This window comes from Sphaerisporangium viridialbum, assembly GCF_049674955.1.
GTDB lineage: Bacteria > Actinomycetota > Actinomycetes > Streptosporangiales > Streptosporangiaceae > Sphaerisporangium > Sphaerisporangium viridialbum.
Genome location: NZ_CP187232.1, coordinates 4,818,747 through 4,845,628, shown reverse-complemented (window position 1 = coordinate 4,845,628; position 26,882 = coordinate 4,818,747). Strand labels below are relative to the sequence as shown.

Genomic DNA, 26,882 nt, shown 5'->3' with positions numbered 1-26,882 from the left:
GAGCAGCAGAGTAGCAATGTGAACGAGCGAACGGTTACTTACCCGCCATTCGCTTCCCGGGCAGGTACAGGCATCGTCGACCAAGGTGCGGGCATGGGAGGGTAAAACCTCTATTTCCTACGTATTGAGTAGGTATAATGCACGCTGATGTCGACTGTGCCGAGGAGATCGGATGGCCCTACCGGATTTCCTGGTGATCGGAGCGCCCAAGACGGGGACGACCGCCCTGCACGCCGCGCTCGCACGACACCCCTCCTTGTTCATGTCCGCGGTCAAGGAGCCCAAGTTCTTCCTCAGCGACGGGCCCCCGCCGGCACGGGGCGGTCCCGGCGACGCGCTGACCTTCAAGGAGCACGTCTGGCGCCGGGCGGAGTACGAGGCGCTGTTCGACGACGCGCCTCCGGGAACGCTGAAAGGCGAGTCCACACCGTTCTACCTGTACGACCGCGACGCCCAGCGCCGCATCCACGCGCTGCTCCCGCACGCCAAGCTGATCGTCATCCTGCGTGACCCGGTCGAGCGCGCGCATTCGAACTGGACGCACCTGTGGTCGGCGGGGCTCGAACCCGTCGGCGACGTCGTCCGCGCCTGCGCGGAGGAGGCGCGCCGCGTCGCCGCGGGCTGGTCGGCCTTCTGGCACTACGTCGGTCTCGGCCGGTACGGCGAGCAGTTGCAGCACCTTTTCGGACTGTTCCCCCGGGAGAACGTCCTGCTGTTCCGCTACCGTGAGCTGGTCGACGAGCCCGTGGCCACGCTCGATCGCATCTGCGCGTTCCTCGGCGTGGAGAAGGGCCTGATCACCGAGGTGCCTCGCGAGAACGTCACGGCGCATCCCGATCCGACGCTGCGCCATCAGGCGCTGTCACGCGTGCTCCGGGTGGGCGCGACGGTGGGACGCCACCTGCCGGGCTCGCTGGCCGCGCGCCTGACCGAGCCCCTCGAAAAGGCGCTCCAGGACCAGGGCCGCCCGCGCCGCCCGCTGAGCTGGGAGGAGCGTCAGGCCCTCATCCCGAGGTTCGAGGACGACGTCACCCTGCTGGAGCGGGTGACCGGGGAGGTCTTCGGCGACTGGCTCGGACCCCGCGACAAGTCGGGCGGGCTGATGGGGGACAGGCCCGCCGGTCAACGGCAGGCCAGGAACGGCCGCCCGCGCCTCCCCTGAACGGGCGCGGCCCCGTGGACGGTGGCCCGCGCCACCCGGTCAGCGGAGTTCGGTGCGGAGTTCGTGCGCGCCGTCCTGCCTGGTGAGCTCGTAGTAGACGCGCTGCCCGCCGCCGGGCAGGTCGAGGATGTCCAGGTAGCGCAGCCCCCCGTACGGTGACTGGGCGACCGGCTCGGTGCCGACGGGAGCCAGGGTGGAGAACTCGGCCCCGGCGGCGAGCCCGGTGCGCTCCTCGTAGTTCTCGGCGGCGCTGGCCCGCCCGTCGTAGGTGGCGAGGATCGTGCCGCCGGTGCGGACCACCGCGGTGACCCGGGCGCCGCGCGAGTCCCAGCAGCCCGGCCGCCCGCTGAGGGCGGTGCCCTGCCAGGTCCACTCGAGGCCGTCGGGGCTGGTGGCGTAGTCGGTGACCATCTGGTCCTCCTCGCCCGCGTCCGCCAGCGGGTGGCAGGAGGCCCACAGGTGCCAGAGGCCGTCGTGGTGCACGATCACGGGGTCCTTCACCCCGGTCTTCGGGTCGCCGGGCAGCACGACCGCGCGCCGCGTGGCGTCGAACCGCGAGGGGTCGTCGGCTTCGAGCACCTCGACCCGCCAGTGCTTGGTGTTGTAGGTGGCGCAGCTGATGTACAGCCGCCAGGTGCCCTCGGGGGTGCGCACGAGGGCGGGCCGCTCAAGGGACTCGGTGTCGACCTCCTCGCGGCCCAGCGTGTAGATCGTCTCGAAGCGCTCGCCGTCGAGGGAGCGCGCGACGACGATGGCGTAGCCGCGTCCCTCGCCGACCGGCCGGCGGAGGCGGTAGGCGAGGTAGATCACACCGTCGCTGAGCACGGAGCTCGGCGCGCCCGCCCAGTGGCCCGGCGCGTCTTCCGGGGGTGCCACGACCAGCACCGAGCGGTCCGGCTGGAGCGGCGGCATGGCGACCTGGAAGTCGTTCTCTTTCATCGGCACGTCGAAACAATAGACAACAATGAGCCACGATGCCGAAAGACCGGCCGGTCGGAGGCCGTTCGGCCCCCCTAATCTGACCCCCCTTCCCCTTGGGCGCGGTGCGAAGGGGTCAGGAGATGACCGTGCCGACGAGGTGGCCGATCCCGTACGTGACGGCGGCGGCCGCCGCGCCGAGCAGCAGCTGCCTGGCGCCGCCGAACACCGAGGACCTGCGGGTGAGCCGGGCGACGAGCGCTCCGGTGCCGAACAGCCCGGCGGCCGTCAGCGCCGCCGCCGCTACCACCGAGCCGAAGCCGAGCAGGAACGGCAGCAGCGGGATGAGCGCTCCCAGCGCGAAGGCCAGGAAGGACGACCCGGCCGCCACCCACGGCGAGGGCAGGTCGTCGGGGTCGACGCCGAGCTCCTCGCGGGCGTGGACCCGCCAGGCGACCTCGTCGTGGGCGTGCAGCTGGCGGGCCACCTCGCCGGCCAGCTCGGGCGTCAGGCCGCGGGACTCGTACAGCAGGGCAAGCTCCCGCTCCTCGGCCTCGGGGTTCCTGGCGATCTCCCGGCGCTCGACCGCGATCTCGGCCAGGGTCATCTCGGTCTGCGAGCGTACGGAGGTGTACTCGCCGGTGGCCATGGAGAAGGCTCCGGCGGCCAGCCCCGCCAGCCCGGCGATCGCGACGGCCGGGGTGCTCGCGCCGCTGCCCACCACACCCGCGATCAGCGAGGCGTTGGAGACCAGCCCGTCCATGACGCCGAACACCGCCGGCCGCAGCCAGCCGCCGGTCACGTCCCTGTGGTTGTGGTGCACCTCGGCGGCGTGCAGGGAAATGGAGGTCATCGGGGGTTCCTTTCAGGCCGGGGCCGCCGTGCCCGCTGCGGCCCGGCGGCGTCCGTGCCGGTTCTCAACTGTTACGGCAACGCGCCCGTGGCCGGGACCACGTCACGATCGCCTGACGTCGACGACGACGCTGATGACGAAGAAGCCGGCCAGCAGCACCCCGCCGAGCACGGCGGCGGCCGTGCCGCTGAGCCCGGCCAGCAGCAGCGCGGCCAGCGCCAACGCCAGGGCCGAGACCACCGCGACCGCGATCTTCCAGTCGTCGCCGATGATGAAGTCATACCAGAACCGTGCAAATGCCTTGAGGAACCTCATTGGGCGGCCTCCAGCTTGAGACGGGGAAGCGCCAGGACGAGCGCGCGCGAGACCAGCAGCCAGCAGACGACCAGGACGGGGATGGCCCACTCGCCGCCCGGCCAGGACAGGCTCTCGCCTTCGGTGAACACGCCGAGCCCCTCGACGGCCCAGAACGTGCCGAAGCCGGCCAGCAGCAGGCCCACGCCGTACTTCAGGGTGTTCTCGGGGATCATCGCCAACGGCCGGTGAAGGACGGCACCGGCGATCAGCACCAGGACCCCGGCGACCGCCGCGCCGCCCACCGCCGCCCCCATGTTCGCGGCGCCGGTGCCGAAGGTGATCACGATGAAGACGACCTCGACGCCTTCGAGGAAGACCCCCTTGAACGACACCACGAAGGCGAAGGCGTCGACGCCGAAGCGGCTGTCCGCGGCCGCCCGCCGCGCCGCGGCGGTCTGCGCGGCGAACTCCTCGGCCTCGTCGTGCCTGGCCTTCAGGCCCGAGGAGCGCAGCACGGCCTTGCGCAGCCACTGGAGGCCGAAGATGAGAAGCAGGGTGCCGACGACGAGTTGCAGGACGGCGGGGGGAAGCCACGTGCTCAGGGCGTACCCGGCCGCGGCGGTGAAGGCGGCGAGGGCCACGAGCGCGGCGGCGGTGCCCGCCAGCGCCGATCGCCACCCCCGGGTGACGCCCATGGCCAGGACGATGGTGAGGGCCTCGACGAACTCCACGAACGAGGCCGTGAAGGTGGAGGCCGTCAGGCCCCATGTCGCGCCCGGCACCTGGACTCCCGGAATGTAGCAGCTGTTGTTTATAGCAAGTGTTTCTCCCGCCAAGGTAATCGGGCGAATCGGGTGTGTCAAAGGAAGTCTGGCCTTATTCGGCCGCCTTCCCCGCCGTGTCGGCGGACCTCGCAACGCTGGGCGACGGCGCGCTCGACGCCGGGCCACCCGGCAGGGCTGAAGGCCCTTGGTGACCGGTTCAGTCGGCGGCGGCGTCCTCGGGAGTGCCGCGGGCGAGCCGGGCCAGCGCCTCCAGGGCCCGGGACAGCACGTCCACCGGCGGGGAGGCCAGCCCGACCCGCACCGCCGCCGGCGCGCTCCGGGTCGCGACGGCGAACGAGGCGGCAGGGGTGACCGCGATGCCCTCCCGGGCGGCGGCGGCCACGAAGGTCTCGGCGCGCCACGGCTCGGGCAGCTCCCACCAGCAGTAGTAGGAATGCGGGTCGGCGAGCACGGTGAAGCCGGAAAGGTGGCGGCGGGCGACCTCCTGGCGGGCGGCGGCGTCGTGACGCTTGGCACGGGCGATGGCGGTCACCGTGCCGTCGCCCATCCAGCGGGTCGCGGCGTCGAGCGCGAATCCCGCCGCCGTCCACGCCCCCGATCGCAGGGCGGCGGTGACGGGCGCGGTGCGGGACGGCGGCGTCACCGCGAACCCGAGGGTCAGGCCGGGGGCCAGCCGCTTGGACAGGCTGTCCAGGAGGATCGTGTGCTCGGGCGCCAGGGCCGCGAGCGGGGGTTCGTCCCCTTCGTGGAGGAAGGCCCAGATGGTGTCCTCGATCGCGCACAGGCCGAGGTCGTGCAGCGTTGCGGCCAGCTCGGCGCGCCGCCACAGGGGCATGGTGACGGCGAGCGGGTTGTGCAGGGTCGGTTGCAGGTAGACCGCCGCGAGCGGGGCGCGCCGGTGCGCGGCGGCGAGCGCGTCGGGCCGTAGCCCCGCCTCGTCGGTGGCGAGGGGGACCAGGGTGACGCCGAGCCTGCCCGCGATGGCCTTGACCACCGGGTAGGTGAGCGCCTCGACGCCGAGCCGCCCTCCCGCGGGGACGAGCGCGGCGACCGCGGCCGCGATGGCCTGGCGGCCGTTCCCGGCGAACAGCACGCGCGCCGGGTCGGGCTCCCAGCCGCCGCGGGCCAGGAGCCGGGCCGTCGCGTCGCGGGCCCCGGGCGTGCCGGACGCGCCGACCGGCCGCAGGGCCGAGGCCAGCACGTCGGGACGCAGCAGGCGGCCGAGCCCCTCGGCGAGCAGGGCGTGCTGCTCGGGCACGATCGGGTAGTTAAGCTCCAGGTCGACGCGGGCGCCTCCCGGCTCGACCAGCGCGGGCCCGGGTGACCGCTCGCCCGCCCGTACGAACGTGCCGCGCCCCACCTCGCCGACCACGAGCCCGCGCCCGGCCAGCTCGCGGTACACGCGGGCGGCCGTGGAGCCGGCGATGCCCCGCCGCCGGGCGAACGCGCGCTGCGGCGGGAGCCGGTCTCCCGGGCGCAGCCGCCCGGCGGCGATGTCGGCGGCCACGGCGTCGGCGATCAGCCGGTAGTCCTCCATCAGGCACCTCATCGATTGCAAAGTGCTGGATTGCACCGAGAGCAATGATTGTATTGCACTGACCTGAGTGCCCGGCCTAGCATCGCCGTCAGCGCGGGACCGCGCGGGCGCCGACGCGGGAGGAAGTGGGCATCGTGAGCAGGGCCTCGGTGAACGGGATCACCGTCGGGTACGACGACCAGGGCCGGGGTGCGCCGCTGGTGCTGGTCCACGGCCACCCGTTCGACCGTTCGATGTGGGCGCCGCAGGTCGCCGCCCTCGCCGGCCCGGAGCTGCGGGTGATCGCGCCGGACCTGCGCGGCTACGGCGAGAGCACCGTGGTACCCGGGAAGACCCCGCTGGAGACGTTCGCCCGCGACATCGCCGCGCTGCTCGATCACCTGGGGCTGGGTGAGGTGGTGATCGGAGGGCTGTCGATGGGCGGCCAGATCGTGATGGAGTTCTACCGCCTGTTCCCCGGCCGGGTACGCGGGCTGCTGCTCGCCGACACCTTCGCCCAGGCCGAGACCGGGGAGGGCAGGAAGCTGCGCGCCGCCCAGGCCGACCGCCTCCTTCGCGAGGGCATGCGGCCCTACGCCGAGGAGGTGCTGCCGAAGATGGTCGCCCCGTACAACATCGAGGCGCTGCCCGAGGTGGCCGCGCACGTGCTCGGCATGATGCGCGGCGCGCCCGCGGAAGGCGCGGCGGCGGCGCTGCGCGGGCGCGCCGAGCGTCCCGACTACCGCGATCTGCTCGCCGAGGTCTCGGTGCCCGCGCTCGTCGTGGTCGGACGGGACGACGAGTTCACCCCGGTGGCCGACGCGGAGTTCATGAGCCGGCGCATCCCCGGGGCGACGCTGGCCGTGGTCGAGGGCGCCGCGCACATGCCGAACCTGGAGCGGCCCGCGGAGTTCGACGGTGCCCTGCGGGGTCTGCTCGCCGCCGTCGGCCGCGCGGCCGTCCCCGGCGGGTGAGGAGACCGCCCCCGCGCCCCCCGGCGCACGGGGACACGCTCACGGCTGGGCGACGCGCTCGCCATGGTGAGCGGCCTGCGGGGCCGGTGCCTGGCCGGCCGGCAGGCGGCGCAGGACGACGACGGCGAGAACGGCGGCCAGGGCCATCACGACGGCGCCGACGCCTGCGGTGACGTTCAGACCCTGGGTGAAGGCCTCCCTTCCCGCGTCCAGCAGCGCCGTGCCCGCGGGACCGGGCAGCCGCGCCGCCACGGCGGTCGCCCCGCCGAGGGTCTCGCCCGCCGCCCTCAGCGCCTCGGCCGGCAGGCCCGGCCCGGCCAGGAGCGGTTCGGCCATCCGGTGGTGGTAGACCGCGGCGCCGACGCTGCCCAGGATCGCCAGGCCGAGGGCCCCGCCCAGCTCGCTGCCGGTCTCCGACAGGGCGGAGGCGGCACCGGCCCGCTCCGGGGGAGCGGCGGTGAGGATCAGGTCCGACGTCAGGGTCACGACCATCAGGATGCCGGCGGCCACCGCCCCGGCGGCGACGAGCACGATCCACAGCGGCGAGTCCACCCGCACCCACGCCAGCACCAGGAACCCCGAGGTGGTGACGAGCAGGCCGGCGCCGACGACGTAGGCGGGGCGGGCACGGTTCGCCAGGATGCCGGAGACGGCGATGGCCGCCGCGACGGCGGGCATCACGATGAGCGACCACAGCGCGGCGGTGAAGGGACGCAGGCCGAGCACGAGCTGCATGAACTGGTTGGTGTACAGCGTGATCCCGATGAAGCCGAACATCGTGACCACGTTCACGGCCAGCGAGGCGCTGAACGTCCGGTGCCGGAAGAGCGCGACGTCGATCAGCGGGGCGGCGTGGGTGCGCTGCCTGCGGACGAACACCGCGCCCGCCGCCAGGCCCGCGACGACGGCGAGCGCCGGGAGCGGCCGGATCCCGTCCACGGCCGTCTGCTTGATCCCGTAGATCACCGGCAGCACGGCGGCCAGCGAGAGCACCGCGCTGACCAGGTCGAACCTGCCTGAGGCGGCGGCGCGGAACTCCGGAAGCAGGATCGGGCCGAGAACCAGGAGCAGGACCATGGCCGGCACGTTGACCAGGAAGGCCGAACCCCACCAGAAGTGGTCCAGCAGGAACCCTCCGACGATCGGGCCGATCACCGCGCCCCCGGTCATGCCCCCGGTCCAGAGCGCGATCGCGGTCTTGCGCTGGCCGCCGTCGTGGAACATGTTGCGGATCAGCGCGAGGGTGGAGGGCATCAGCGTCGCCCCGGCCAGCCCGAGCAGCGCGCGGGTGGCGATCAGCACCTCGGCGCCGGTGGAGTACGCGGCGACGACCGAGGCGACGCCGAACGCTCCCGCCCCGATCATCAGCAGCCTGCGGCGTCCGATCCTGTCGCCGAGGGACCCCATCGTGATCAGCATCCCGGCCAGCACGAACCCGTAGACGTCCATGATCCATAGCTGCTGGGCGCCGGTCGGCGCGAGGTCGGCGCTGATGAACGGCAGCGCGAAGAACAGCACGCTGATGTCCATCGACACCAGCAGGCAGGGCAGCACGAGCACGGCCAGCCCGATCCACTCCTTACGCCCGGCTTTGGGGTTGATGTCGGTCATGTCGAGCTCCTTGTGCGTCAGGTGCGGGGATCTCCCTGCTCGCAGCCTCGGCCAGGGCGCTGACCGTCCACGCACCATCCGCTGACCGGTCTTCTACGCGCCGCCGGGCGGAGGGCCTCCTGGAGTCGCGTCGAGCGCGTCCGCGACGCGACCGGTCTCCCGGCGGCGGGAGGGCAGCCGGCCGCCGCCCGACAGCCACGAGCCCAGGAGGATCAGCACGGATCCCGGGATCGCCCCCACCCCTGGCCGCTCACCGAGGACCACCATGCCCAGCGCCACCGCCACGACCGGGTTCACGTACGTGATCAGGACCGCGCGACCGGCTCCCGCCTCGGCGATGAGCACGCTGTACAGGACGAGCGGGGCGGCCGTGCAGAGCAGCCCGAGGACCAGCAGCGCGGCGATCGCCGGCGGGGTTGGCATGGTGGCGGGCGGCGTCAGCACGGCGGCCGGGGACAGCAGCAGCGACGCCACGATCAGGGTCGCGCCCATGGACGCCCGCGAGTCGACGCCCGACAGGTGGCGCTTCAGCACCATCGGGCCGGTGGCGTAGAAGAGGGCGGCGGTGAGGATGGCCAGGGCACCGAAGAGTTCGGCCGCGCGCCCCGCGACGTCGACCCCCATCAGCGCCACCACCCCGGCCCGCCCGATGACGAGCCCGGCCAGCCGCCTGCCCCGCACCCGCTCGCTCGCGTCGAAGCGCAGGGCCAGCAGGGCGACGAACAGCGGCGCGGCGGCGATGAGGACGGCGGTGAGGGACGATGACACGTGCTGCTCCCCGATCGCGATCAGGGGGAACGGGACGACGATCTCGCTCAGCGCGAACACGCCGACCCAGCGCGTCCTGCCGCGCAACACGCCCAGAACCCCGGCACGCGGCGCGAACACCAGCAGCGCGACCGCACCCAGCACGACACGCACCCACGCCACGAACCCGGGCGGCACGCCCTCGTCGACCGCGACCTTTATCAGCAGGTACGGGATCCCCCACAGCACCGAGACCACCGCGAACGCCACCCAGGCACGCGCACTCATCAACCCCCCCGCGATCCGGAACCTCGGCCCCGATTCCCGCACGCACTACGCGACCCGGCCCGGGACGCGCACCCATCAACAGCCCCCGCGATCCCGGAACCTCGGCCCGTCTCCCGATCCAGCACGCACTACGGTCCGGCCCGGGGACGCGCGGCCGTCGCCACCTCCCGCGATCCAGGTCGCCGGGGGAGGGCGTCCTGGCGCCCGTCCCGGTCAGGGGCCCGTTCCCCGCTCACCCCCTGGTGCCGTACCCCGGCCCGTACCCCGGCGCACCGCCGCCGAGGCCTTGCCACGAGGGCGGAGATGACGCGGACGTTCCCCAAGAGCGCCCGGCTGTGGCCGCTAGAGCGCCCGGCTGTGGCCGCGCGCGTTCGCGGAAGGGCTCGCGAGGGTGTCAGTCGAGGCCGAACGTCTCCGCCAGGGTGTCGACCTCGGCGTCGAGGAGTGCTCGCGGGTCGTGTCCCATGCCGGTGAACTGGCCTTCGACCTCCAGGCTGATCACACCGTGCATGCGCGTCCAGGACATCACGGCTCCGGCGAGCGCGCACCCGGCCGTGCTCGCCGCGTCCTTGACGTACTCCGCCACCCAGTCGGCGACCTGCGCGTCGCGTCCTGCCCAGGCCTCCATCTGCCGGACCACCGGCAGCACCGCGGGGCCGGGCCGCCCGCCCTCGAAGACTCGCAGTAAGGGCCCGAGGGCCGCGCGCGACCGCTGCAGGGTGTCGGGCGGAGCGGTGTAACCGGGGAGCGGCGAGCCGAAGAGCAGCAGGTAGCGCTGGGGCTGGTCCAGGGCCCAGGCGCGGTAGGCGCCTCCCAGCGCGCGCAGCAGCTCGCGGGGAGGCAGCCCGGCGGAGGACTCCGCGGCCCGGCCGATGGCCGCGGCGAGGTCGTCGTACGCGTCGCGGATCAGGGCGCTGGCCAGATCGTCGCGGCTGGCGAAGTAGCGGTACAGGGCTGGGCCCGACAGGCCGAGCTCCTTGGCGATGCGGGTGAGCGCGATGGCCGCGAGGCCGCCCTCGGCGAGCTGCCTCAGGGCGATCTCCTTGATCTCCCCGCGCGTCTGCTCGCGGTAGCGGGCCCGGGGCCCTCCGTCCGTCGGCGTCACGACCGTCTCCCTCCGCCGCCCAGACTCGCGCCCGCCGGTTCCCGGCGGACGAGCCGTACGCAAGCCACTCTAGCAAAAGTGATGAATGATAACTTCCGCGACGAGGCGAAATTAAGGGTCAGGTGGCCGTGGCCGACTCGGGCGCCCTGGAGACCTGGTGGCGCCCCAGCACCCCCGCGCTCATCAGCACCGCCACCATGAGGGCCGTGACCAGTATGAACGAGACCGACAGGCTGCTGAGCGCCGCGATGCCGCCGATCGCGCTGGGCGCGACGAAGCCCGACGTATAACTGATCGTCGCCGCGCCCGCCACCCCCTCGCCCGGCGTCGGCGCCGCGTTGCCCGCCGCCCCGAAGACCAGCGGCACGACCACCGCCACCCCGAGCCCGATGAGCATGAACCCGGTGATCGCCGGCAGGGGCGTGCGGGCGAACACGACCAGGGCTCCGCCGAGCGTGGCGAGCAGCCCGCTGATCCGCACGGTCGTCACCGCGCCGAGCCGTCGCACCACCATGTCCCCGCAGAGCCGCCCGGCGGCCATGGTGAACGCGAACGCGGTGTAGCTCGTGGCCGCCACCCCGGCCGAGGTCCCGGTGACCTGCCTCAGGTAGACGGCGCACCAGTCCTGGCTGGCCGCCTCGGCGAACACCGCGCAGAAGCCGATCAGGCCGAGGACGAGCACGTGCCGGGACGGCAGCACGAACCTCGGGGGAGCCGCCTCGCCTTCCTCGGCCCGGATGTCCAGCAGGAGAGGCCCCATCGCACCCCCCACCGCCAGCAGCACCACGGCCATGGCGCCAAGGTGGACGCGGGCGTCCAGCCCGTACTGGGCGGCCAGCACGCCGACGCCGCCCGCCGCCAGCCCGCCGACGCTCCACATCCCGTGCAGCCCCGACATGATCGAACGTCCCAGCCGCTGCTCGACCACCACTCCCTGGGCGTTCATGGCGACGTCGCTCATGCCCGCCACCGCCCCGTACAGCAGGAGCGTGAACCACAGCACGGCGAGGTTCGGCGCGAGGGCGGGCAGGGCCAGCGCGGCCGACCACATCGCGATGAGCCACCGGGTGGCCGTCCGCCCGCCGAACCGGTGGATGATCCGCCCGGCCATCGGCATCGCCACCAGGGACCCGACCGCCGGGGCCAGCAGCGCGAGGCCCAGCTCGCCCGGTCCCGCGTGCAGGTGGTCCTGGAACCAGGGGATGCGGGTGGCGAAGCTGCCCGTCACCGCCCCGTGGACCGCGAAGGTGACCGAGACCGCCACCCGGGCCCTGCTCACCGCGCGAGAGTCCACCCGAGAAAGCTAACAGACAGGTTTCTTTCCTGAAAGGACGTGATCAGATGCCGGACCGCGGAGGGTGGTGTTGACTCTCCCATCGTGGGAGACAGGAGGCTGGGACATGTGCACGACGACACCGTCCTGTTGAGCATCGGAGAGCTGGCGGAGCGAACCGGGATGTCGGTGAAGCTGATCCGCCACTGGTCCGACATCGGCGTGGTCCCCCCGGCCGGCCGCACCCCGGCCGGCTACCGCCTCTACGACACCGAGGCGGTGGCCAGGCTCCAGCTCGCGCGGACGTTGCGCGAGCTCGGCATGGGCATGGCGGCGATCCGCGATGTCGTCAACCGGGAGCGCGGCCTCGCCGAGGTCGCGGCGGCCCACGCCGACGCGCTCGAGGTACGGATCCGCACGCTCCGGTTGCAGCAGGCGGTGCTGCGATCGGTCACCGGCCGAAGGCCCACCACAGAGGAGCTCACCCTGATGACCAACCTGGCGCGACTGTCCGCCGCCGAGCGCAACGCGATCATCCAAGATTTCGTGGCGGAGACGATGGGCGATCTCGACCACTCCACCTACCGGCAGGGACTTCTCGCCGTGACCCCCGACCTGCCGGAGGATCCCACGGCCGAGCAGGTCGACGCCTGGATCGAGCTGGGCGGGCTGATCCGCGACCCCGCCCTGCGCGCCGCGATGCGCCGCATGGCCGCCTACGCCGCCGAGCACGCGCCGGGCGGTCCCGACACGGCCGGCGAGCACGACGCGGCGGACCTCACCGACCTGTGGGTGCGGCGGGTCACCGAGGCGATCGACGCGGGGATCGCCGCGGACTCCCCGGCGGCCGACCCGGTCGTGGCCGGCGTCGTCGAGGCCTGGCTGCCGTCGCAGGCGCCCACCGGCTTCCGGCCGGGCGGCGACGGCGCGGCGGCCCGCCGGCGGCTGCTGGAGCAGCTGGAGATCGCGGCCGACGCCCGCGCCGAGCGGTACTGGCAGCTGATGTGCGTCATCAACGGCCGGCCGGTGCGCCCGAGCATCGCGGGGCCCGCCCAGTGGCTGATCACCGCGCTGCGGACGAACCCCGAGCCGGGCGCCCGGGCCGACGGCATCGCCGAGACGCTCGACGCGGACACGTCCGCGAGCGGCCCGGCCTGGCTTCTGGACGGCTGCGCCCGGATCCTCGCCGAGGTGGACGCGCTCGTCGCCGCCGTGACCCCCGGGCAGATGGGCGACCCGACCCCCTGCGAGGGCTGGGACGTGCGGGCACTGCTGAACCACCTGGTGTACGAGAACCTGATGTGGACGAGCCTCGCCGAGGGGAGCCCGCGTTCCGACTTCACGGCCGACCACCTCGGCGACGACCACGTGGCCGCCTTCCGCGCAGCCGCGGGGGCGGCGATGGCGGCGTTCGGCAGGCCGGGGATGCTGGAGGAGCGGTTCGGGCCCGCGCCCGGCTGGCGGCTGGTGGAGCAGGTGGTCATCGAGATGCTCGTGCACGGCTGGGACCTGGCCACGGCGACAGGACGGCCTGCCGACCTCGCGCCGGACATCGCCGAGGCGATCTTGCCCGCCGTGCGGGCGATCTACGGGGAACTGCCCCGGACCCCCGGCGGCTCGTTCGCCCCGGAGCGGCAGGCGCCTCCCGGCGCCACCGCCGCCGACCGCCTCGCCGCCTACCTCGGGCGCGCCGTCGGCTGATCTCTCACGTCACCGGCCGCCGGCCGGGCCTTCCTGGGTGTACCGCCACCGGTCGCCATGCCGACGATTTCGATCACCTTGACGAACAATATTGTCGCTGAGAGTGTTGCGGCATGTTGGATGTGGCGGTGATTGAGGATCCGGCCGCGGCCGAGGTCTCGCTGGACCCCGTGCGGTCGCGGCTGCTGGCCGAGTTGTCCGAGCCCAGGTCGGCCACGATGCTGGCGGCCAGGGTGGGCCTGCCTCGGCAGAAGGTGAACTACCATCTCAAGGCCCTGGAGCGTCATGGCCTGGTCGAGCTGGTGGAGGAGCGGCGTAAGGGCAATGTCACCGAGCGGGTGATGCGCGCCACCGCCGCGTCGTACGTCATCTCGCCGGTCGCGCTGGCCGACGTGCAGCCCGATCCGTCGCGGTCGCCCGACCAGTTGTCGGCGCGCTGGCTGCTCGCGGTCGCGGCCCGGCTCGTACGCGACGTCGGCGAGCTCATCACGGGGGCGGCCAAGGCCCGCAAGAAGGTGGCGACCTTCGCGATCGACGGCGAGATCCGGTTCGCCACCGCCGCCGACCGCGCCGCCTTCGCCCAGGAGCTGGCCGGCGCGGTGACCGCTCTGGTGAGCAAGTATCACGACGAGACGGCCGAAGGCGGGCGCGACCACCGTGTCATCGTCGCCGTCCACCCGAGCATCACGGCCAAAAAGGTCGAAAACGACGGACACGAGACACCGACCAAGGAGTTGTAATATGCGGCGCGAATTCGAGGTGCGTGCGGAGATCGCGATTGAGGCGACCCCCGATCAGGTGTGGGAGGCCATCTCCACCGGTCCGGGCATCGACTCGTGGTTCATGGGTCGCAACGACGTCCAGCGGCGTGACGGCGGCACGGTGACCCAGAGCATCGGGGGCACCACCTACACCTCCACCGTGACCGCCTGGGAGCCCTCCAAGCGGTTCACCTACCAGAGCGACGAGCTGCCGGACGGCACGTTCATGGCGTTCGACTACCTCATCGAGGGCCGCGAGGGGGGGAGCACCGCGCTCCGCCTGGTGCACAGCGGGTTCCTCAGTGACGACTGGGAGGCCCAGTACGACGCCCTCAAGAAGGGCGACGGCATGTACCTGCAGAAGCTGGCCGCCTACCTCAAGCACTTCCCCGGCCGCACCTCGACGTTCAACACGCTCATCCCGGGCCCGCAGGTGCCCGACCAGGACCGCGTGTGGGAGGCGTTCAAGAGCGCGCTCGGCCTGACCGGCGAGGTCACCCGGGGCGACCGGGTGATGCTCTCCGTCGACGGGCTCCCCAAGGCCGAGGGCGTCGTGGAGAGCGCCGACTACCCGAGCATCCCGAGCGTCTGCACCGGCGACGCGCTGTACACGTTCATGCACGGCTACCGCGACACGGTGGTCGTGGAGCAGCACAGCTTCGTGCCCGGCGTGGACGAGAAGGCCACGGAGGGCGCCTGGAAGTCCTGGCTCGCCACGACGTTCGCCTAGCCGGCACGGCGGGCCCGCCCCGTGCAGGGGTGGGCGCCGCCCCGCCGGGGCAGGGAAGGGGCATGCCTGCCGCAAACGAGTGCTGCTCACCACCTGATGGTCATCTTTCCCTGATAGGCCCCACGAGCATCGGGCGGCCGAGCATGTCCGGCGTGAACGGCACCCCGGTGACCTTCTCCGCCAGGGCGAAGCCCCTTGGCACGGCGGTATAGGAGTTGTCCTCCCAGGCGGCGTCCCACGCGGCCTCGTCCTCCGGCTTGCCCAGCCCCATGCCCAGCTCCAGCATGAAACCGTTGAGCCGGTCAGGGTCGGAGCCGTAACGCTCGTATGGGTGCCGCAGCGGGTAGCCGGTGACGATCGTGCCATCGATCGCGTACTCGAAGCTGTGCTCGGCGGCGTAGTCGTGCCGGGTGACCGCCAGCACCTCGCAGCCCCGCGACAGCTTGGTCACCACCTCGTGGAGCGTGACCATCCAGCCGTGGGGCTCAATGGCCACGCACCATTCGCCGGTCTGGAAGACGCCCACGTAGCCGCCGCCATCACCGCCTTCCGTCTCGTTGACGAACTCGTAGGCCTTGTCGTCGAGTCCGCCGAAGTCTGACTCCTGGCCGGAGTCCTCGTCGCGGCTGAAGCGGCGCACCACCTCCGCCGGGTCGAGCCCGCGGAAGAAGGCCACGCTGAAGATCACGCCAAGTGGGCCGCCGCCCTTGTTCTCGGACACGTTGAGCCACTGGAACGGGGCCAGGGGGTCGGTTGTCGTCATGCGGGCCATGGTGGCAGGCCGTGCCGACAATCAGCCGAGATCGGCCACCAAGATGGTTAGTCACCTGTACGACGAACGGGAACCCGCCGGACGGACCGCTCGCCCTTGGCGCGTCGCTCACGCTTCCCGAGGGGGCGTCGTAGACTCGCCGCCTGCTCGAACCTATCTCCGAAGGTGCCCGCTCCGGGGCCTCGACCGTGAGGGTGGAACCCGTGAAGTACATGCTGATGATCTACAACAACCCGGCGATCCTGGGGGCCATGCCCGAGGAGGAACGCGACGGGCTGATGGGTGAGGTGGACACGCTCATCGAGGAGCTCACCAGGTCGGGGGAGTTCGCGGGCGGCGCGGCGCTGGCCGACGCCTCCCAGGCCCACACGGTACGGGTGCGCAGCGGCATCCCGGCGACCACCGACGGGCCGTACGCGGAGGCCAAGGAGCAGTTCGCGGGTTACCTGATCGTCGACTGCGAGAGCGCTGAGCGGGCGATCGAGATCGCCGCTCGCTGGCCGGACGCCAAGTACTGGGCGATGGAGGTTCGTCCGATCATCAACACGGTCGACACGGAGGTCTGACCGCGCGAAGCGTTCGACCTGCGCATAGCGTTCGACCTGCGCATATGGAAGGAGCTGGGCGGCCACGGGTGGTTCCGTGGGCGCCCAGCTCCGGTTTTTGCGGGGTTGGGGGGTCAGTCGATGGTGGCCAGGACGGGGTGGTCGTCTTTGGCGGGGTGGTGGGTGGGGGTGTGGTCGTGCTGGGTGTGGTCGGTGGTGGCGGTCTGGCTCGGCTGCTGGTCGGCGGTCTGGTCTGTGTGGTCGGTGTGGGGGGTCTGGTCGGTGTGGTCGGTTTGGGGGGTGGTGGGTTGGTGGCTGTTGCGCAGGATGGTGGCGGAGATGAGGGCCAGGAGGATGAAGATGGTGGCGCCGACGGCGGCGACGGTGTTGAGGCCGGTGGTGAAGGCGGTGCGGGCGGTGGTGATGAGGTCGGTGGCGGTGGTGCCGGTGAGGTGGTGGGCGGTGGTGAGGGCGGCGGTGATGGATTCGGTTGCGGTGTGGGCGGCGGTGGTGGGCAGGCCGGTGGGCAGGTGGGTGGTGAGGTCGGTGCGGTAGATGAGGGTGGCCAGGCTGCCCAGGGAGGCGATGCCCATGGCGATGCCGAATTCGCCGCTGGTCTGGCTGATGGAGGCGGCTGAGCCTGCTTTGTGGGGGGGTACGGAGGCCATGATGAGGTTCATGGTGAGGGACATGGGGAAGGCGATGCCCAGGGAGGCGAGGATGAGGCCGGTGACCAGGTAGGGCAGGCCGCCGGTGGGGGCGAGTTGGGTGTGGATGAGTAGTCCGGTGGCGGCCAGGAGCAGGCCGGCGGTGATGACGTAGGCGGGGCGGATGGTGCGGGCCAGGGCGGGGGCGGCCATGGAGCCGATGACCATGGCGATGTTCTGGGGCAGGAGCCACAGGCCGGCGTTCATGGGGCTGAGGTCTTGGACGGTTTGCAGGTAGAGGCTGGACAGCAGGCTGGCGCCGGCCATGACGATGCCGGCCATCAGGCCGATGCCCATGGCGGCGCTGAAGGAGCGGTTGGCGAACAGGCGCAGGTCGAGCAGGGGGTTGGTCAGGGTGCGCTGGCGCAGGGTGAAGATGATGCCAAGGGTGATGCCGGTGGCCAGGGCGGCCAGGGGGGTGGGGTGGATGCCGGTGCGGGCGAGTTCTTTGAGGCCGTAGATGGCGGGCAGGATCGCGCCGAGGGACAGGGCGACGCTGGCCAGATCGAGGCGTCCGGCGTTTGGGTCGCGGTATTCGGGGAGCAGGCGGGGGCCGACGATGAGCAGCAGGATCATGACCGGGACGCCGAGCAGGAAGGCCGAGCCCCACCAGAAGTGCTCCAGGAGCAGGCCGCCGACCAGGGGGCCCAGGGTCATGCCGCCCATGAAGCAGGCGAACCAGACGCCGATGGCCGAGCCCATTTGCTTGGGGTCTTTGAACATGTTGCGGATCAGGGCCATGGTGGAGGGCATCAGGGTGGCGCCGGCGATGCCGAGCAGGGCGCGGGAGGCGATGAGCATCTGCGGGTTGACCGAGTAGGCGGCCAGGATGGAGGCCACGCCGAACGCGGCGGCGCCGGTGAGCAGGAGTTTGCGGCGGCCGATCCGGTCGCCCAGGGTGCCCATGGTGACCAGGAACCCGGCCAGCATGAACGAGTAGATGTCCAGGATCCATAGTTGCTGGGTGGAGTCGGCGCCCAGTCCGGCGCTCAGGTGTGGCAGGGCCAGGTAGAGCACGCTGATGTCCAGCGACAGCAGCAGGGTGGGCAGGGCCAGCACCGCCAGCCCGATCCATTCACGCCGCCCGGCCCGTGAACCCGGGCCGGTCTCGAGGTTCGCATTCATCGCACATTCCTTCGTGATCGGTGGTCCGCGACACGGCGGACCGCGCCTGCGACAGGCGCATGTATGGGGGGTGGATCCCGGGCGCGAACGGGCCGGGGGGAGGTGCGGCAGGGGCGTCAGGGGAGCAGCCTGCCGAGCCATTCCTGCCAGGCTCGCTCGGTCTCCTTGGGGTCCACACCGGCGAAGACGTGGTGCCCGACGACCAGCGTCTCGTCCATTCCCTGGATGAAGCGGTAGAGACCGTCACCGGTGCGAACGCCGAGGAAGCCGGGCTTGGCGTAGTCGACGACCCCCTCGATCGGTTCGAGACCCTCCGGGGTGAGCCTGACCGGTTCGCCCTGGGTCACGGGAGCGGTCAGGCCGAGCCCGCGTTCGAGCACCCGCGACACGGGTTCGCCGCCGCCCGTCTTCGGCCGCGCGCCGAAGACCACGACCGCGGACCGGCCGGGGAAGTGCCGGAGGTACTGGTCCAGGGTGTGCAGGTACATGTCCCAGCCGCGGTTCAGCGCGTCGTACTCGGAGTCCCAGTCGTCGCCGAGGATGCCGCTCTGCACCATCCGCAGCACGGTGCTGCCCTGGTCGCGTCCCTCGATGAGGTACTCGAAGGCCATGAACGATCCGTCGGGGTTCTTGTCGCTCCTGAACGCGAACCGCTTGGACGGCTCCCAGGCGGTGACGGTGGCCTCCACGGGGAAGTCCCCGAAGTACTGCCGGGTGGCGCCGCCCTCGCGGGGCTCGATCTCGTTGCGTCCCATGAACCACGAGTCGATTCCCGGGCCAGTGGCGATCGCCTCCCACACCTGCTCGGGCGTCGCCTCCAGCGTCACCTGCTTGCGCAGCTCGAAGTCGTGCGGCATCTCAAAGCTCCCTTGTCTCGGTGTCGACCACGCGGGTGTCGATCGTTTCTGTCTCTTCGGGCCGGTCGCCGCCCCATGGGTGGACCGCGACGATGACGCGGTGGTCGCGGCCGGTGCCGGCGGTCTCGTCGTGATAGGCGCGCACCAGGGCGGCGAACGCGTCGGCCAGGTCGTCGGCGAAGGCGGCGCTGTCGGCGGCGGAGGCGAACCGCACCTGGCCGTCGATCGCGAACGTCGCCGTCTTCCTGCGGGCCTTGGCGGCGCCGGTGACCAGCTCGCCCACGTCGCGCACCAGCCGGGAGGCGACGGCCAGCAGCCAGCGCGGCGAGAGCCGGTCGGGTGAGCGGGCGGGGTCGGGGGCGACGGCGGCCAGCGCCACGGGCGAGATGACGTAGGACGCCGCGGTGGCGGCCATCACCCGCTCGATGGTGTTGCCCTTGCGGCGCTCCTCGACCAGCTCGATGAGGCCGTGCCGTTCCAGCGCCTTCAGGTGGTAGTTCACCTTCTGCCGAGACATGCCCATCTTGGCCGCCAGCGTCGCGGCGGAGGCCGGCCGGGCCAGCTCGGCCAGGAGCCGGCACCGCACCGGGTCCAGCGAGGCCTCGGCCGCCGCCGGGTCTTCGATCACCGCCACTTCGAACATGACTCAACGTTCCCACCGAACATTTTTTTTGTCAAGGCGATTGGAGTTGTCGGCTGTGGCGAAGGCATGACGGAGGCCGCCGTGATCGCTGAGCCGATCCGGCGGGGGGTGAGTCAGGAGGTCAGGCGGTGGAAGGAGGGCGCCGCCACTCCTCGGCCAGCAGCCCGTAGAGGAGGTCGTCGGTCCACTCGCCCTTGCTCCAGGTGTGGGCGCGGCGGAGGCCTTCCCTGCGGAAGCCGAGGCGCTCCAGCAGCCGGGCCGAGCGCAGGTTGCGCGCGTCGCATTCGGCCGACACCCGGTGCAGGCCCTCGTCCTCGAACAGGTGCTCCAGCACGCGCCCCACGGCCTCGGTGGCGTACCCGTGCCCCTGGTAGCGGGGGGCCAGGGTGAACCCGATCTCCGCCTGCATGAGGTTGGCGTGCAGGTTGACGCCGATGTCGCCGATCAGCACGCCCTCCAGGTCTATGGCGTACTGGAACCATCCAGGCCTGAGAGATCCCCGGGTCTGCGACGACGCGATCAGTGCCCTGGCCTGCTCCACGGCCACCGGGGCGTCCCACGACTGGTAGCGGGCCACACCGGGGTCCGAGCGGTAGGCGGCCAGCGCGACGGCGTCGCCCGCGCGGAAGCGCCGCAGGGTCAGACGGGCCGTCGACAGGAGCATTCACGAATTATCGCCCACGCCCGCCGGGAGCCCGCGCGGCGGCCGGGACGGACGCGGGACGCCGGGTTCGGCGGTCGCGCACGGGCGCCCAGTCGGTTCGGCGGTCGCCGGCGGGCACCCAGGTGGTTCAGTGGTCGCCTGCGGGCACCCAGGTGGTGTGCCCGGCGTCCGGGAGCGTGCCCGGGAGGTGGACGACGGCCTCCGGGCGGCCGGTGAGGTTCAGGGCGTCGAGCACCAGCAGCTCGGCGCGCCGCAGCGCGGCGTTCCGCACCAGGACCAGGATCCAGCCGTCGCCCTCGGCGATCCCGCGCGGGACGAAGACGGGACGGCCCGCGCGCCACCCGGGGGCGAGCGCCCGTACCTGGGTGGTGTCGGCCGCGAGGTCGTTGCCGACCAGCGCCCGGCCGCCGGGGGCGCGGCCGAAGATCAGCTGGTGCCTGCTCCCGGCCCGCCGGGAGTCCACCGACGCCTGGTCGAGGGCGCCGGTCAGCTCGCGCTCGTGGGCCGTGCCGCTCGCTAGGTCGAGCGTCCACCTGTGCACCCGCGAGGAGCCGGCGGCGTCGCCGGGGGTCCACGAGGGGGTGTCGTAGGCCCGCGCGATGCGCACGGCGTCGACGACCACGCGGCCGCCGTCGTCGTGGGCGTTCACCGACTCCGTCACGAAGCAGGGGTCGATCGGGAACCACAGCGGCTCGGCCTCGCCGCCCGCCCGGCGCGGCAGCAGCCCGATGCGCGCCCGCCGGCCGTGCTGCCAGCGGTACGGAGACCCCTCGCCGATCATGGCCGCCGCCCGCCGGTACGTCACGGGCAGGTCGAACACCACGACGAACCGGTCGGTGAGCGCGACCGCCCGCATGAGCGGGGCGCCGTCGAGCGCGAACGGCCGGGAGCCGAGCACGCGGCCGTCCGGCCCGATGACCAGGTGCTCGGCGAGGTCGAGGCCCGGATAGGTGGCGACGGTGTGCCACTCGGCCGCGGCGTGGTCCCGGACCGGCGGCGCGACGCTCGCGCGGCACGGCCCGTCTGGCGGGGGCTCGGCGGGCCCGGTGGGACGGATCCAGATCGCCGGGCCGGGCGGCCGGCCGCCCGGCTCCCCGGTGGCCCGGTGCCACCGGGCGGTGCCTCCGCCGAGCCGCACGCCGGAGAGCAGCGCGCCGGCCGAGACGTGAGAGCCGGCGGGGGGCGCGCAGGCCGACAGGAAGGTGCCGTCGAGGCCGAGGGGTAGGACGCCGTCGACGGGCAGCGGCTCGTCGTCGGGCAGGCGGCCGGAGTTGAGCGGGTCCACGTGCTCCGTGACAGTCATTTTCGAGCACCTCCTCGTGAGGCCTGACAAGCTGGCATAACAGCGTTATGTAAAAAATAACGGTGTTATGCCATACTGTCAAGGTGAGTCCACGCCGATCGAACCCGCAGACACGTTCCACCCTGGTCGACATCGCGGCACGGCTGCTCGCCGACGAGGGTCCCCAGGCGCTGTCGGCCCGCCGCATCGCCGCCGAGGCGGGCAGCTCGACCATGGCCGTCTACACGAACTTCGGCGGGATGAGCGGGCTGGTGCGGGAGATGGTGTACGAGGGGTTCGCCCGCCTCGAGGCCTACTTCTCCCACGTCGCCACGACCTCCGACCCCGTCGCCGACATGACGCTGTTCGGGCGGGCGTACCGGCACAACGCCCTCACCAACCCGCACCTGTACGCCGTCATGTTCGGTGGGGCGTCGCTGGCCGGCTTCTGTCTCACCGCGGAGGACCGCCAGTACGGCCGGTACACCCTGACCACCGTGGTGGAGTGCGCGAACCGGTGCATCGCGGCCGACCGGTTCCGCACCGGGGACGCCGAGCTGGTCGCCCACCAGCTGTGGACCGCGATCCACGGGCTGGTGACCCTCGAACTGGGCGACTACCTCATCGACCCCTGCAACGCCGACGTGGTGTTCGAGGCCCAGCTGACCACCCTGATGGTCGGCGTCGGCGACACCGTGGAGTCCGCCACCCGGTCGGTGGCCTCGTCCCGCCGCCGGCTGAAGAAGGAGATCGAGGACGTGAGCCCGCACCCGTCCGTGGGGGAGAGGTTTCCGCGCGAGCGCACCGTCTGACCGCGAAACAAGGTGGTGCCCGCCATGCCCAGCCCTCGCCCTCTGGCCGACGACCTGGCACGCTCGCTCTCCTGCGACGCCTTGCGGCACCTGCCGTGGCCCGGATCACCCGGCGAGCCGAGCTGACCGCACCCGAGGAAGCGTCGCGGGCCCTTCTGGCGACGAGGTTTCCCGGTCCATGAGGCGCTCATCGACCGTCAGGGGCCGAGGCGCAGGAGCTTGCCGAGGAGCGCGCCCAGTTGGCCGCGCTCCTCAGGGGTGAGGGCCTGAAAGGTGTCATCGAGGAAGGGCGCGATCGACGTCTGGGCCTGGGCGAGCCGCTGCCGTCCCGAGTCGGTGATGGTGACGGCGTAGGAGCGCCGGTCATGGGGATTGCGTTCCCTGCGCACGTAGCCCGCCTGCTCCAGGTCGTCGCAGACGCTGACCATGACGCTGCGGTCGATGCGCAGCTCCTCGCTGATCCTCTGCTGAGAGCAAGGGCCGACGGCGTCGAGCATCCGCAGCACCAGGTGCGGCCCGACGCCCAGCCCTTCCTCGGCGGCGTGCGCGTCGGCGGCCCGTGCCACGGCGGCGGAGGCCCGGCACAGGGCGATGTCCAGGCGCTCGGCCGCGAGCCGCGGGAAGTAGGACGGCCGCGCCTGGTCGGCTGTCTTGGTCGACATGGATCTCCTTTTCCGGTGGATGGCCAGCCTACCAGGCATAGTCTGTATGCCAATCGTTTGACAGCAGACAATTGGAGCTCGTACGGTGCGCATCGTCTGTCAACAGATTGTTCACGCTCAGATGGAGGGTGATCGTGACACGAACCGACGGCCGCGAACGCGTGGCCCTGGTGTCGTTGTGCGCCGGGGTGTTCCTGGGCTCGATGGACCTGTCATCGGCGGGGTGGCCGCTGGCGCCACCCGGGTGGTCAAGGGGTGGCGGCCGGACTCGGGATCGTCCCTATGGGCCTGGCCATCGTCTCATCGCGCACTTCGGCCCGCGCGCCCGTCATGCCGTGTCGACCGCCACCGCGTAAGGAACAGATCATGACGTTGGATCTCACCCCCGACGAACTGCTGAGCACGACCCGGGCCGTGCGTAAGCGGCTCGACCTCACCCGACCGGTGCCGCGCGAGCTGATCGAGCAATGCGTGGACCTGGCCACCCAGGCCCCCACCGGCCGGAATCGGCAGCGCTGGCACTTCCTGGTGGTCACAGAAGAGGCACAGCGGCAGGTCGTGGCGGACATCTTCCGCCGCGCGCTCGCCACCGGCGGCCGTCCTCCGAACGAGAGGGATCTGCCCCGCATGTACGCCCACCCCGGCTCCATGGAGCGGATCGCCGATGGCCTGCGGCACCTGTACGACAACATCCACCGCGTGCCCGCCTTCGTCATCCCCGCGGTGGAGGGCCGCACGGACGGGGCCTCGGTGCTCGACCAGTCCATGACCTGGGGCTCGATCCTGCCGGCGGTGTGGAGCTTCATGCTCGCCGCCCGCGCCAGGGGGCTCGGCACCGTATGGACAACGGCGCAGGCCCCGCTCGAGCGCGAGCTGTCCAGGGCGCTGGGCGTGCCGTACCACGAGGTCATGCTGGCCGCGTTCACGCCGCTGGCCTTCACCGTCGGCACCGATTTCAAGCCCGCCAGGCGGATCCCGCGCGAGCAGGTCCTGCACTGGCAACGGTGGTGAGGGGCGGCCAGGATGTATCAGCCGGAGGCCATCCGGGTCCTACTCGGCGACGAAGGCCGGATGGCGGCCGCACACCTGAACGGAACCACGATGGAACCAGACCGCTTCGGCGAGCAGATCTCCCAGATCGTCAAGGCCATGGGAACCCCGCTCGCCATCGGGAAGTCCGACGACGGCTATCCCCTCAACGCCTACGAGAAGGGCTTCATCCTAGCCCGGAGGTCCGACGCCGAAGGCGTGGCCGCGCACGTCCGCTCGGCCGGCCTGGCCGCGGCGGTGGCGTCCGCCGGCGACCCGGCCACCGACGCCTCCCTCCCCAGGTCCGGCGTCGTCCGCATCCAGGTCGGGGACCCCCGGGACCCCGGCCCCGGCGACGCGGGGGTGACCACGGCGCTGGAGGCCCTCAGGAAGCTGAACGACCGGCCGGAAGGGCCGATCGCGACGCGCAACCACATCGTCTCGATCACGACAGGCGGCGTGAACTCGTGCCCGGGGGACGAGCCGGTGCCGGTGGACGATCCGCCCAACCCGGCCCTGGCCGAGGTCGCCTACGACCCGGGCACGGCGGTTCCCGTGCTGGTGATCGACACCGGGCTCGTCCACGACTACACCGGGCACACCTGGATGGCCGCCCACGTCTCGGGCGGCGGGCGCTACGCCCAGCTCGACGAGGACGGGTACGTCCAGCAGTACGTCGGGCACGGCACCTTCATCGGCGGCCTGATCAACACGGTCGCGCCCAACACCGATGTGGAGGTCTCCCGGACGCTGACCCACGCGGGCGCCATCCTGGAGGACGAGTTCGGCGAGAGGGTCCTCGCGGCGCTGGAGGACTACGAGAGGGCGCACGGGCGCTGGCCGGCGATCATCAGTCTCTCCGCGGGCGTGGCCAACGGGGAGACCCACACCCTCCTCGGGCTGGAGGAGTTCATGAGGAGGCTGGCGGACCACCCGCGGACGCTGCTGGTGGCCGCCGCGGGCAACAACGGCAGCGACACGCCGTTCTGGCCGGCCGCGTCCGCGCTCTGCCCGTGCCCGACGACGGGGTGGTCTCCGTGGGGGCGCTCAGGATGGACGGCGCCGAGGGCGCCTGCTTCACCGATCACGGTGACTGGGTCAAGGTCTACGCGCCCGGTGAGCGCATCGTGGGGGCCTTCACCGGCATCGACGACCCCGCCAGGTACAGGTACCAGCACTCCACCTTCGACCGGTGCCGTTACACCGAGCAGGTGCCTCCGGCGTTCGACTACGACTGCACCTGCGGGTTCCCGCGTCATGTGGGCCGGCTCAGCATCCCTGAGGGAAGCCCGGCCGACGAGACCGGCTTCCACGGGTGGGCTCGGTGGAGCGGCACCTCGTTCGCCACGCCGATCGTGGCCGCCATGGTCGCCGCCCACATGACGGCGCGCGAGGAGGCCGATCCCCGGGTGGCCGCCGCGGACCTCCTCGCGCAAGCCGTCCCCACCGCCAGGGTGCGGGGCCGTGACCGCGCGGCCCTGCGGCCGGGCACCTGGAGGTCCCAGGAGGTGGAGCTGGACCCCCGCCTGCCCTGATCCTCAGCCCAGCTGCTCGGGTTCCGGCGGGAGTGCCGCATCGCCCCCGCCGGGCTCGGTGGAGACGAGCGGGAGGCACAGGACGAACCGCGCGCCGCGCGGGCTGTCCTGGATGGTCAGGGTGCCGCCCGCCATCTCGGCGATCTGCCGGGCGATCGGCAGGCCGAGGCCGGTGCCGCCGGAGTCCCTGCTGCGCGCGGCGTCCAGCCGGGCGAACCGCTGGAACACCAGCTCGTGCTTGTCGGGGGCGATGCCGGCGCCGTCGTCGAGGACCTCCAGCACCGCCGCCCCGTCGGCGAAGGGCCCCGCGCCCGTGCCCGGGGCCCGGCACACCGTGACGGTGATCGTGGTGTCGGCGTGCCGCTCGGCGTTGTCGACCAGGTTGGTGACCAGCCGGGCGAGCCGGATCCGGTCACCCATCACCAGCACGTCCTTTCCCAGCACGCATTCGAGCCGCTTGACCGGGTGGCGCGCCTCCATCTCCGCGGTGACCAGCTCGGCCAGATCGATCGGGTCGCGGGAGCCGGGCGTGCCGGCGTCCAGCCGGGCGAGGGTGAGCAGGTCGGCCACGATCGCCTGGAGCCGGTCCAGGCCGCCGAGTACGGCCCGGCCGGTCGCGGGCCAGTTGTGGCTCTGGGAGGCCATCAGCGCGTCCTCCACCTCGGCGCGGATGGCGGTGATCGGGCTGCGCAGGTCGTGGGAGGCGTCGGAGGCGAGCCTGCGCTGCTGCTCCATCGCCGCCTGGAGCCTCCCCAGGGTGTGGTTGACGCTCTGCGCCAGGTCGTGGATCTCGTCCTCGCCCTTGGGAACGGGGACCCGGCGGCCAGGGCAGGTGGCGTTGATCTCGTCCAGCTCCGACCGGATGGCGTACACCGGGTCCAGGGACGCGCCGACGACCCGGTGGGTGCCGTACGTGATGCCGGCGGTCAGCAGCAGCGCGCTGCCGATCACGAGCGCGGAGATCATCGGATGGACCAGGGGAGGGATGACCGGGGCGGCGCTGTAGACGGTCCAGATCTCGCCGGAGCGCTCCACCTGCCGGGCGGCCACGATGTCGCACTCCCCTCGGGGAAAGGCGTGGCCGCACACGATCGAGGTGCCGCTGTCGTGCTCGTCCATCAACTCGAGGCGCGCCATGGCGGGCTTGCCGCGCATCTCCTCGGACGCGGCCACCACCCTGCCCGCAGGATCGATCACCTGGTGCTTGCGGACCACGCCGTGCCGTATCGGGCTGCGGAGATGACCCCTATCGGTGTCGGCGGCGATCCGTCCGGCCGAGCCGACGACCTCCTCGGTGAGGTACTCGGTGGCAAGGCGCTGGATTGCCACGAGCAGGACGGTGGCGAGCACGGCGGAAAACAGTGCCGCGACCGCGCCGGCGTACAGCGTGAGCCGGGTCCTGACCGGCAGTCGATGGCGAAAATTCATCCCAAACCCCCAATAGCAGTCGACCACACCAGGGAGAGGCAGGTGGCCGTGGGGGGCGGGCACGAGGGTAGATACGGTTACGCCCTGCGAGAAGTGCCGC

General features: G+C 72.2%; 27 protein-coding genes. 10 read left to right on the top strand and 17 right to left on the bottom strand.

Features of this window, described 5'->3' with window-relative positions:
- Window positions 1-172 precede the first annotated feature (172 nt).
- Window positions 173-1,162 (top strand): sulfotransferase family protein, encoded by a 990-nt coding sequence (locus tag ACOZ38_RS21870; RefSeq protein ID WP_424533055.1) that lies wholly within the window; start codon window positions 173-175, stop codon window positions 1,160-1,162.
- A 39-nt stretch (window positions 1,163-1,201) separates the two neighbouring features.
- Here the strand turns inward: ACOZ38_RS21870 and ACOZ38_RS21865 are convergent, their stop codons facing one another.
- The 5 genes from ACOZ38_RS21865 to ACOZ38_RS21845 all read right to left on the bottom strand — a co-directional run bounded on the left by ACOZ38_RS21865 (window position 1,202) and on the right by ACOZ38_RS21845 (window position 5,564).
- The gene (locus ACOZ38_RS21865) at window positions 1,202-2,101 is read right to left on the bottom strand and encodes a hypothetical protein (protein ID WP_424537066.1); all 900 of its coding nucleotides are present in this window, start codon (window positions 2,099-2,101) and stop codon (window positions 1,202-1,204) included.
- A gap of 115 nt (window positions 2,102-2,216) precedes the next feature.
- Window positions 2,217-2,933: a VIT1/CCC1 transporter family protein gene (locus tag ACOZ38_RS21860; protein WP_424533054.1), complete on the bottom strand. Its 717-nt coding sequence runs from the start codon at window positions 2,931-2,933 to the stop codon at window positions 2,217-2,219.
- Between the two features lie 102 nt (window positions 2,934-3,035).
- Entirely contained in the window at window positions 3,036-3,248 is a 213-nt protein-coding gene (locus tag ACOZ38_RS21855) for a hypothetical protein (RefSeq protein WP_405148487.1), read from the bottom strand.
- On the bottom strand, window positions 3,245-4,012 hold the full coding sequence (locus ACOZ38_RS21850; RefSeq protein WP_424533053.1) for a COG4280 domain-containing protein: 768 nt from the start codon (window positions 4,010-4,012) through the stop codon (window positions 3,245-3,247). Before ACOZ38_RS21850 ends, ACOZ38_RS21855 begins: the two co-directional genes overlap by 4 nt.
- 199 nt (window positions 4,013-4,211) lie before the next feature.
- Window positions 4,212-5,564 carry a PLP-dependent aminotransferase family protein gene (locus ACOZ38_RS21845; protein ID WP_424533052.1) on the bottom strand — a complete coding sequence of 451 codons (1,353 nt, stop codon included), beginning with the start codon at window positions 5,562-5,564 and terminating at the stop codon, window positions 4,212-4,214.
- 122 nt (window positions 5,565-5,686) lie between these two features.
- On the opposite strand from ACOZ38_RS21845, the gene ACOZ38_RS21840 reads away from it, so the two are divergent.
- Complete coding sequence (locus ACOZ38_RS21840) at window positions 5,687-6,505, top strand: alpha/beta fold hydrolase (protein ID WP_424533051.1); 819 nt, start codon at window positions 5,687-5,689, stop codon at window positions 6,503-6,505.
- A gap of 39 nt (window positions 6,506-6,544) precedes the next feature.
- Here ACOZ38_RS21840 and ACOZ38_RS21835 read toward each other — a convergent pair whose 3' ends face one another.
- The 4 genes from ACOZ38_RS21835 to ACOZ38_RS21820 all read right to left on the bottom strand — a co-directional run bounded on the left by ACOZ38_RS21835 (window position 6,545) and on the right by ACOZ38_RS21820 (window position 11,550).
- Entirely contained in the window at window positions 6,545-8,116 is a 1,572-nt protein-coding gene (locus ACOZ38_RS21835; protein WP_424533050.1) for an MFS transporter, read from the bottom strand.
- Window positions 8,117-8,209: 93 nt separating this feature from the next.
- Window positions 8,210-9,151, bottom strand: a complete 942-nt coding sequence (locus ACOZ38_RS21830) for a DMT family transporter (RefSeq protein ID WP_424533049.1) — start codon at window positions 9,149-9,151, stop codon at window positions 8,210-8,212.
- Window positions 9,152-9,545: 394 nt separating this feature from the next.
- Window positions 9,546-10,256, bottom strand: a complete 711-nt coding sequence (locus tag ACOZ38_RS21825; RefSeq protein WP_424533048.1) for a TetR/AcrR family transcriptional regulator — start codon at window positions 10,254-10,256, stop codon at window positions 9,546-9,548.
- A gap of 118 nt (window positions 10,257-10,374) precedes the next feature.
- The gene (locus ACOZ38_RS21820) at window positions 10,375-11,550 is read right to left on the bottom strand and encodes an MFS transporter (RefSeq protein ID WP_424533047.1); all 1,176 of its coding nucleotides are present in this window, start codon (window positions 11,548-11,550) and stop codon (window positions 10,375-10,377) included.
- A 108-nt stretch (window positions 11,551-11,658) separates the two neighbouring features.
- Here ACOZ38_RS21820 and ACOZ38_RS21815 point away from each other — a divergent pair, with 108 nt between their 5' ends.
- From ACOZ38_RS21815 to ACOZ38_RS21805, 3 genes are all read left to right on the top strand, one after another.
- Window positions 11,659-13,230: a TIGR03086 family metal-binding protein gene (locus ACOZ38_RS21815; protein ID WP_424533046.1), complete on the top strand. Its 1,572-nt coding sequence runs from the start codon at window positions 11,659-11,661 to the stop codon at window positions 13,228-13,230.
- A 128-nt stretch (window positions 13,231-13,358) separates the two neighbouring features.
- Window positions 13,359-13,970, top strand: a complete 612-nt coding sequence (locus tag ACOZ38_RS21810; RefSeq protein WP_405148499.1) for an ArsR/SmtB family transcription factor — start codon at window positions 13,359-13,361, stop codon at window positions 13,968-13,970.
- Window position 13,971: 1 nt separating this feature from the next.
- The gene (locus ACOZ38_RS21805) at window positions 13,972-14,721 is read left to right on the top strand and encodes an SRPBCC family protein (protein WP_424533045.1); all 750 of its coding nucleotides are present in this window, start codon (window positions 13,972-13,974) and stop codon (window positions 14,719-14,721) included.
- A 100-nt stretch (window positions 14,722-14,821) separates the two neighbouring features.
- On the opposite strand, the gene ACOZ38_RS21800 is transcribed toward ACOZ38_RS21805, so the two are convergent.
- A complete protein-coding gene (locus ACOZ38_RS21800; RefSeq protein WP_424533044.1) occupies window positions 14,822-15,484 on the bottom strand; it encodes a DUF6461 domain-containing protein in 663 nt (220 codons plus the stop codon).
- Window positions 15,485-15,705: 221 nt separating this feature from the next.
- Here ACOZ38_RS21800 and ACOZ38_RS21795 point away from each other — a divergent pair, with 221 nt between their 5' ends.
- On the top strand, window positions 15,706-16,059 hold the full coding sequence (locus ACOZ38_RS21795) for a YciI family protein (protein WP_424537065.1): 354 nt from the start codon (window positions 15,706-15,708) through the stop codon (window positions 16,057-16,059).
- A gap of 113 nt (window positions 16,060-16,172) precedes the next feature.
- Here the strand turns inward: ACOZ38_RS21795 and ACOZ38_RS21790 are convergent, their stop codons facing one another.
- The 5 genes from ACOZ38_RS21790 to ACOZ38_RS21770 all read right to left on the bottom strand — a co-directional run bounded on the left by ACOZ38_RS21790 (window position 16,173) and on the right by ACOZ38_RS21770 (window position 21,337).
- Entirely contained in the window at window positions 16,173-17,870 is a 1,698-nt protein-coding gene (locus tag ACOZ38_RS21790; protein ID WP_424533043.1) for an MFS transporter, read from the bottom strand.
- A gap of 116 nt (window positions 17,871-17,986) precedes the next feature.
- Window positions 17,987-18,727 (bottom strand): SRPBCC family protein, encoded by a 741-nt coding sequence (locus ACOZ38_RS21785; RefSeq protein WP_424533042.1) that lies wholly within the window; start codon window positions 18,725-18,727, stop codon window positions 17,987-17,989.
- 1 nt (window position 18,728) lies between these two features.
- Window positions 18,729-19,370 carry an ArsR/SmtB family transcription factor gene (locus ACOZ38_RS21780; protein ID WP_424533041.1) on the bottom strand — a complete coding sequence of 214 codons (642 nt, stop codon included), beginning with the start codon at window positions 19,368-19,370 and terminating at the stop codon, window positions 18,729-18,731.
- 121 nt (window positions 19,371-19,491) lie between these two features.
- Window positions 19,492-20,034: a GNAT family N-acetyltransferase gene (locus tag ACOZ38_RS21775; RefSeq protein ID WP_424533040.1), complete on the bottom strand. Its 543-nt coding sequence runs from the start codon at window positions 20,032-20,034 to the stop codon at window positions 19,492-19,494.
- A 127-nt stretch (window positions 20,035-20,161) separates the two neighbouring features.
- The gene (locus tag ACOZ38_RS21770; RefSeq protein WP_424533039.1) at window positions 20,162-21,337 is read right to left on the bottom strand and encodes a carotenoid oxygenase family protein; all 1,176 of its coding nucleotides are present in this window, start codon (window positions 21,335-21,337) and stop codon (window positions 20,162-20,164) included.
- 83 nt (window positions 21,338-21,420) lie between these two features.
- On the opposite strand from ACOZ38_RS21770, the gene ACOZ38_RS21765 reads away from it, so the two are divergent.
- Complete coding sequence (locus ACOZ38_RS21765; protein WP_405148515.1) at window positions 21,421-22,128, top strand: TetR/AcrR family transcriptional regulator; 708 nt, start codon at window positions 21,421-21,423, stop codon at window positions 22,126-22,128.
- Window positions 22,129-22,325: 197 nt separating this feature from the next.
- Here ACOZ38_RS21765 and ACOZ38_RS21760 read toward each other — a convergent pair whose 3' ends face one another.
- A complete protein-coding gene (locus ACOZ38_RS21760; protein ID WP_424533038.1) occupies window positions 22,326-22,790 on the bottom strand; it encodes a MarR family winged helix-turn-helix transcriptional regulator in 465 nt (154 codons plus the stop codon).
- 366 nt (window positions 22,791-23,156) lie between these two features.
- Between ACOZ38_RS21760 and ACOZ38_RS21755 the strand changes: the two genes are divergently transcribed.
- Genes ACOZ38_RS21755 through ACOZ38_RS21745 form a run of 3 tightly spaced genes read left to right on the top strand, consistent with a single transcriptional unit; the run spans window position 23,157 to window position 25,354 of the window.
- Window positions 23,157-23,801 (top strand): nitroreductase family protein, encoded by a 645-nt coding sequence (locus ACOZ38_RS21755; protein ID WP_424533037.1) that lies wholly within the window; start codon window positions 23,157-23,159, stop codon window positions 23,799-23,801.
- Window positions 23,802-23,813: 12 nt separating this feature from the next.
- A complete protein-coding gene (locus ACOZ38_RS21750) occupies window positions 23,814-25,202 on the top strand; it encodes a S8/S53 family peptidase (protein ID WP_424533036.1) in 1,389 nt (462 codons plus the stop codon).
- The gene (locus ACOZ38_RS21745; protein ID WP_424533035.1) at window positions 25,184-25,354 is read left to right on the top strand and encodes a hypothetical protein; all 171 of its coding nucleotides are present in this window, start codon (window positions 25,184-25,186) and stop codon (window positions 25,352-25,354) included. Before ACOZ38_RS21750 ends, ACOZ38_RS21745 begins: the two co-directional genes overlap by 19 nt.
- A gap of 3 nt (window positions 25,355-25,357) precedes the next feature.
- On the opposite strand, the gene ACOZ38_RS21740 is transcribed toward ACOZ38_RS21745, so the two are convergent.
- Window positions 25,358-26,782, bottom strand: coding sequence for a sensor histidine kinase (locus tag ACOZ38_RS21740; RefSeq protein ID WP_424533034.1), 1,425 nt, complete (start codon window positions 26,780-26,782; stop codon window positions 25,358-25,360).
- Window positions 26,783-26,882: the final 100 nt, after the last annotated feature.

Bases quoted from the DNA above. Each gene is read 5' to 3' on its own strand.
- ACOZ38_RS21770 (WP_424533039.1), bottom strand. From the start codon at position 21,337: ATGACTGTCACGGAGCACGTGGACCCGCTCAACTCCGGCCGCCTGCCC.
- ACOZ38_RS21800 (WP_424533044.1), bottom strand. From the start codon at position 15,484: ATGACGACAACCGACCCCCTGGCCCCGTTCCAGTGGCTCAACGTGTCC.
- ACOZ38_RS21750 (WP_424533036.1), top strand. From the start codon at position 23,814: ATGTATCAGCCGGAGGCCATCCGGGTCCTACTCGGCGACGAAGGCCGG.
- ACOZ38_RS21855 (WP_405148487.1), bottom strand. From the start codon at position 3,248: ATGAGGTTCCTCAAGGCATTTGCACGGTTCTGGTATGACTTCATCATC.
- ACOZ38_RS21870 (WP_424533055.1), top strand. From the start codon at position 173: ATGGCCCTACCGGATTTCCTGGTGATCGGAGCGCCCAAGACGGGGACG.
- ACOZ38_RS21790 (WP_424533043.1), bottom strand. From the start codon at position 17,870: ATGAATGCGAACCTCGAGACCGGCCCGGGTTCACGGGCCGGGCGGCGT.
- ACOZ38_RS21775 (WP_424533040.1), bottom strand. From the start codon at position 20,034: ATGCTCCTGTCGACGGCCCGTCTGACCCTGCGGCGCTTCCGCGCGGGC.
- ACOZ38_RS21795 (WP_424537065.1), top strand. From the start codon at position 15,706: ATGCTGATGATCTACAACAACCCGGCGATCCTGGGGGCCATGCCCGAG.
- ACOZ38_RS21780 (WP_424533041.1), bottom strand. From the start codon at position 19,370: ATGTTCGAAGTGGCGGTGATCGAAGACCCGGCGGCGGCCGAGGCCTCG.
- ACOZ38_RS21755 (WP_424533037.1), top strand. From the start codon at position 23,157: ATGACGTTGGATCTCACCCCCGACGAACTGCTGAGCACGACCCGGGCC.
- ACOZ38_RS21860 (WP_424533054.1), bottom strand. From the start codon at position 2,933: ATGACCTCCATTTCCCTGCACGCCGCCGAGGTGCACCACAACCACAGG.
- ACOZ38_RS21845 (WP_424533052.1), bottom strand. From the start codon at position 5,564: ATGAGGTGCCTGATGGAGGACTACCGGCTGATCGCCGACGCCGTGGCC.
- ACOZ38_RS21760 (WP_424533038.1), bottom strand. From the start codon at position 22,790: ATGTCGACCAAGACAGCCGACCAGGCGCGGCCGTCCTACTTCCCGCGG.
- ACOZ38_RS21785 (WP_424533042.1), bottom strand. From the start codon at position 18,727: ATGCCGCACGACTTCGAGCTGCGCAAGCAGGTGACGCTGGAGGCGACG.
- ACOZ38_RS21830 (WP_424533049.1), bottom strand. From the start codon at position 9,151: ATGAGTGCGCGTGCCTGGGTGGCGTTCGCGGTGGTCTCGGTGCTGTGG.
- ACOZ38_RS21865 (WP_424537066.1), bottom strand. From the start codon at position 2,101: ATGAAAGAGAACGACTTCCAGGTCGCCATGCCGCCGCTCCAGCCGGAC.
- ACOZ38_RS21835 (WP_424533050.1), bottom strand. From the start codon at position 8,116: ATGACCGACATCAACCCCAAAGCCGGGCGTAAGGAGTGGATCGGGCTG.
- ACOZ38_RS21805 (WP_424533045.1), top strand. From the start codon at position 13,972: ATGCGGCGCGAATTCGAGGTGCGTGCGGAGATCGCGATTGAGGCGACC.
- ACOZ38_RS21740 (WP_424533034.1), bottom strand. From the start codon at position 26,782: ATGAATTTTCGCCATCGACTGCCGGTCAGGACCCGGCTCACGCTGTAC.
- ACOZ38_RS21745 (WP_424533035.1), top strand. From the start codon at position 25,184: ATGGTCGCCGCCCACATGACGGCGCGCGAGGAGGCCGATCCCCGGGTG.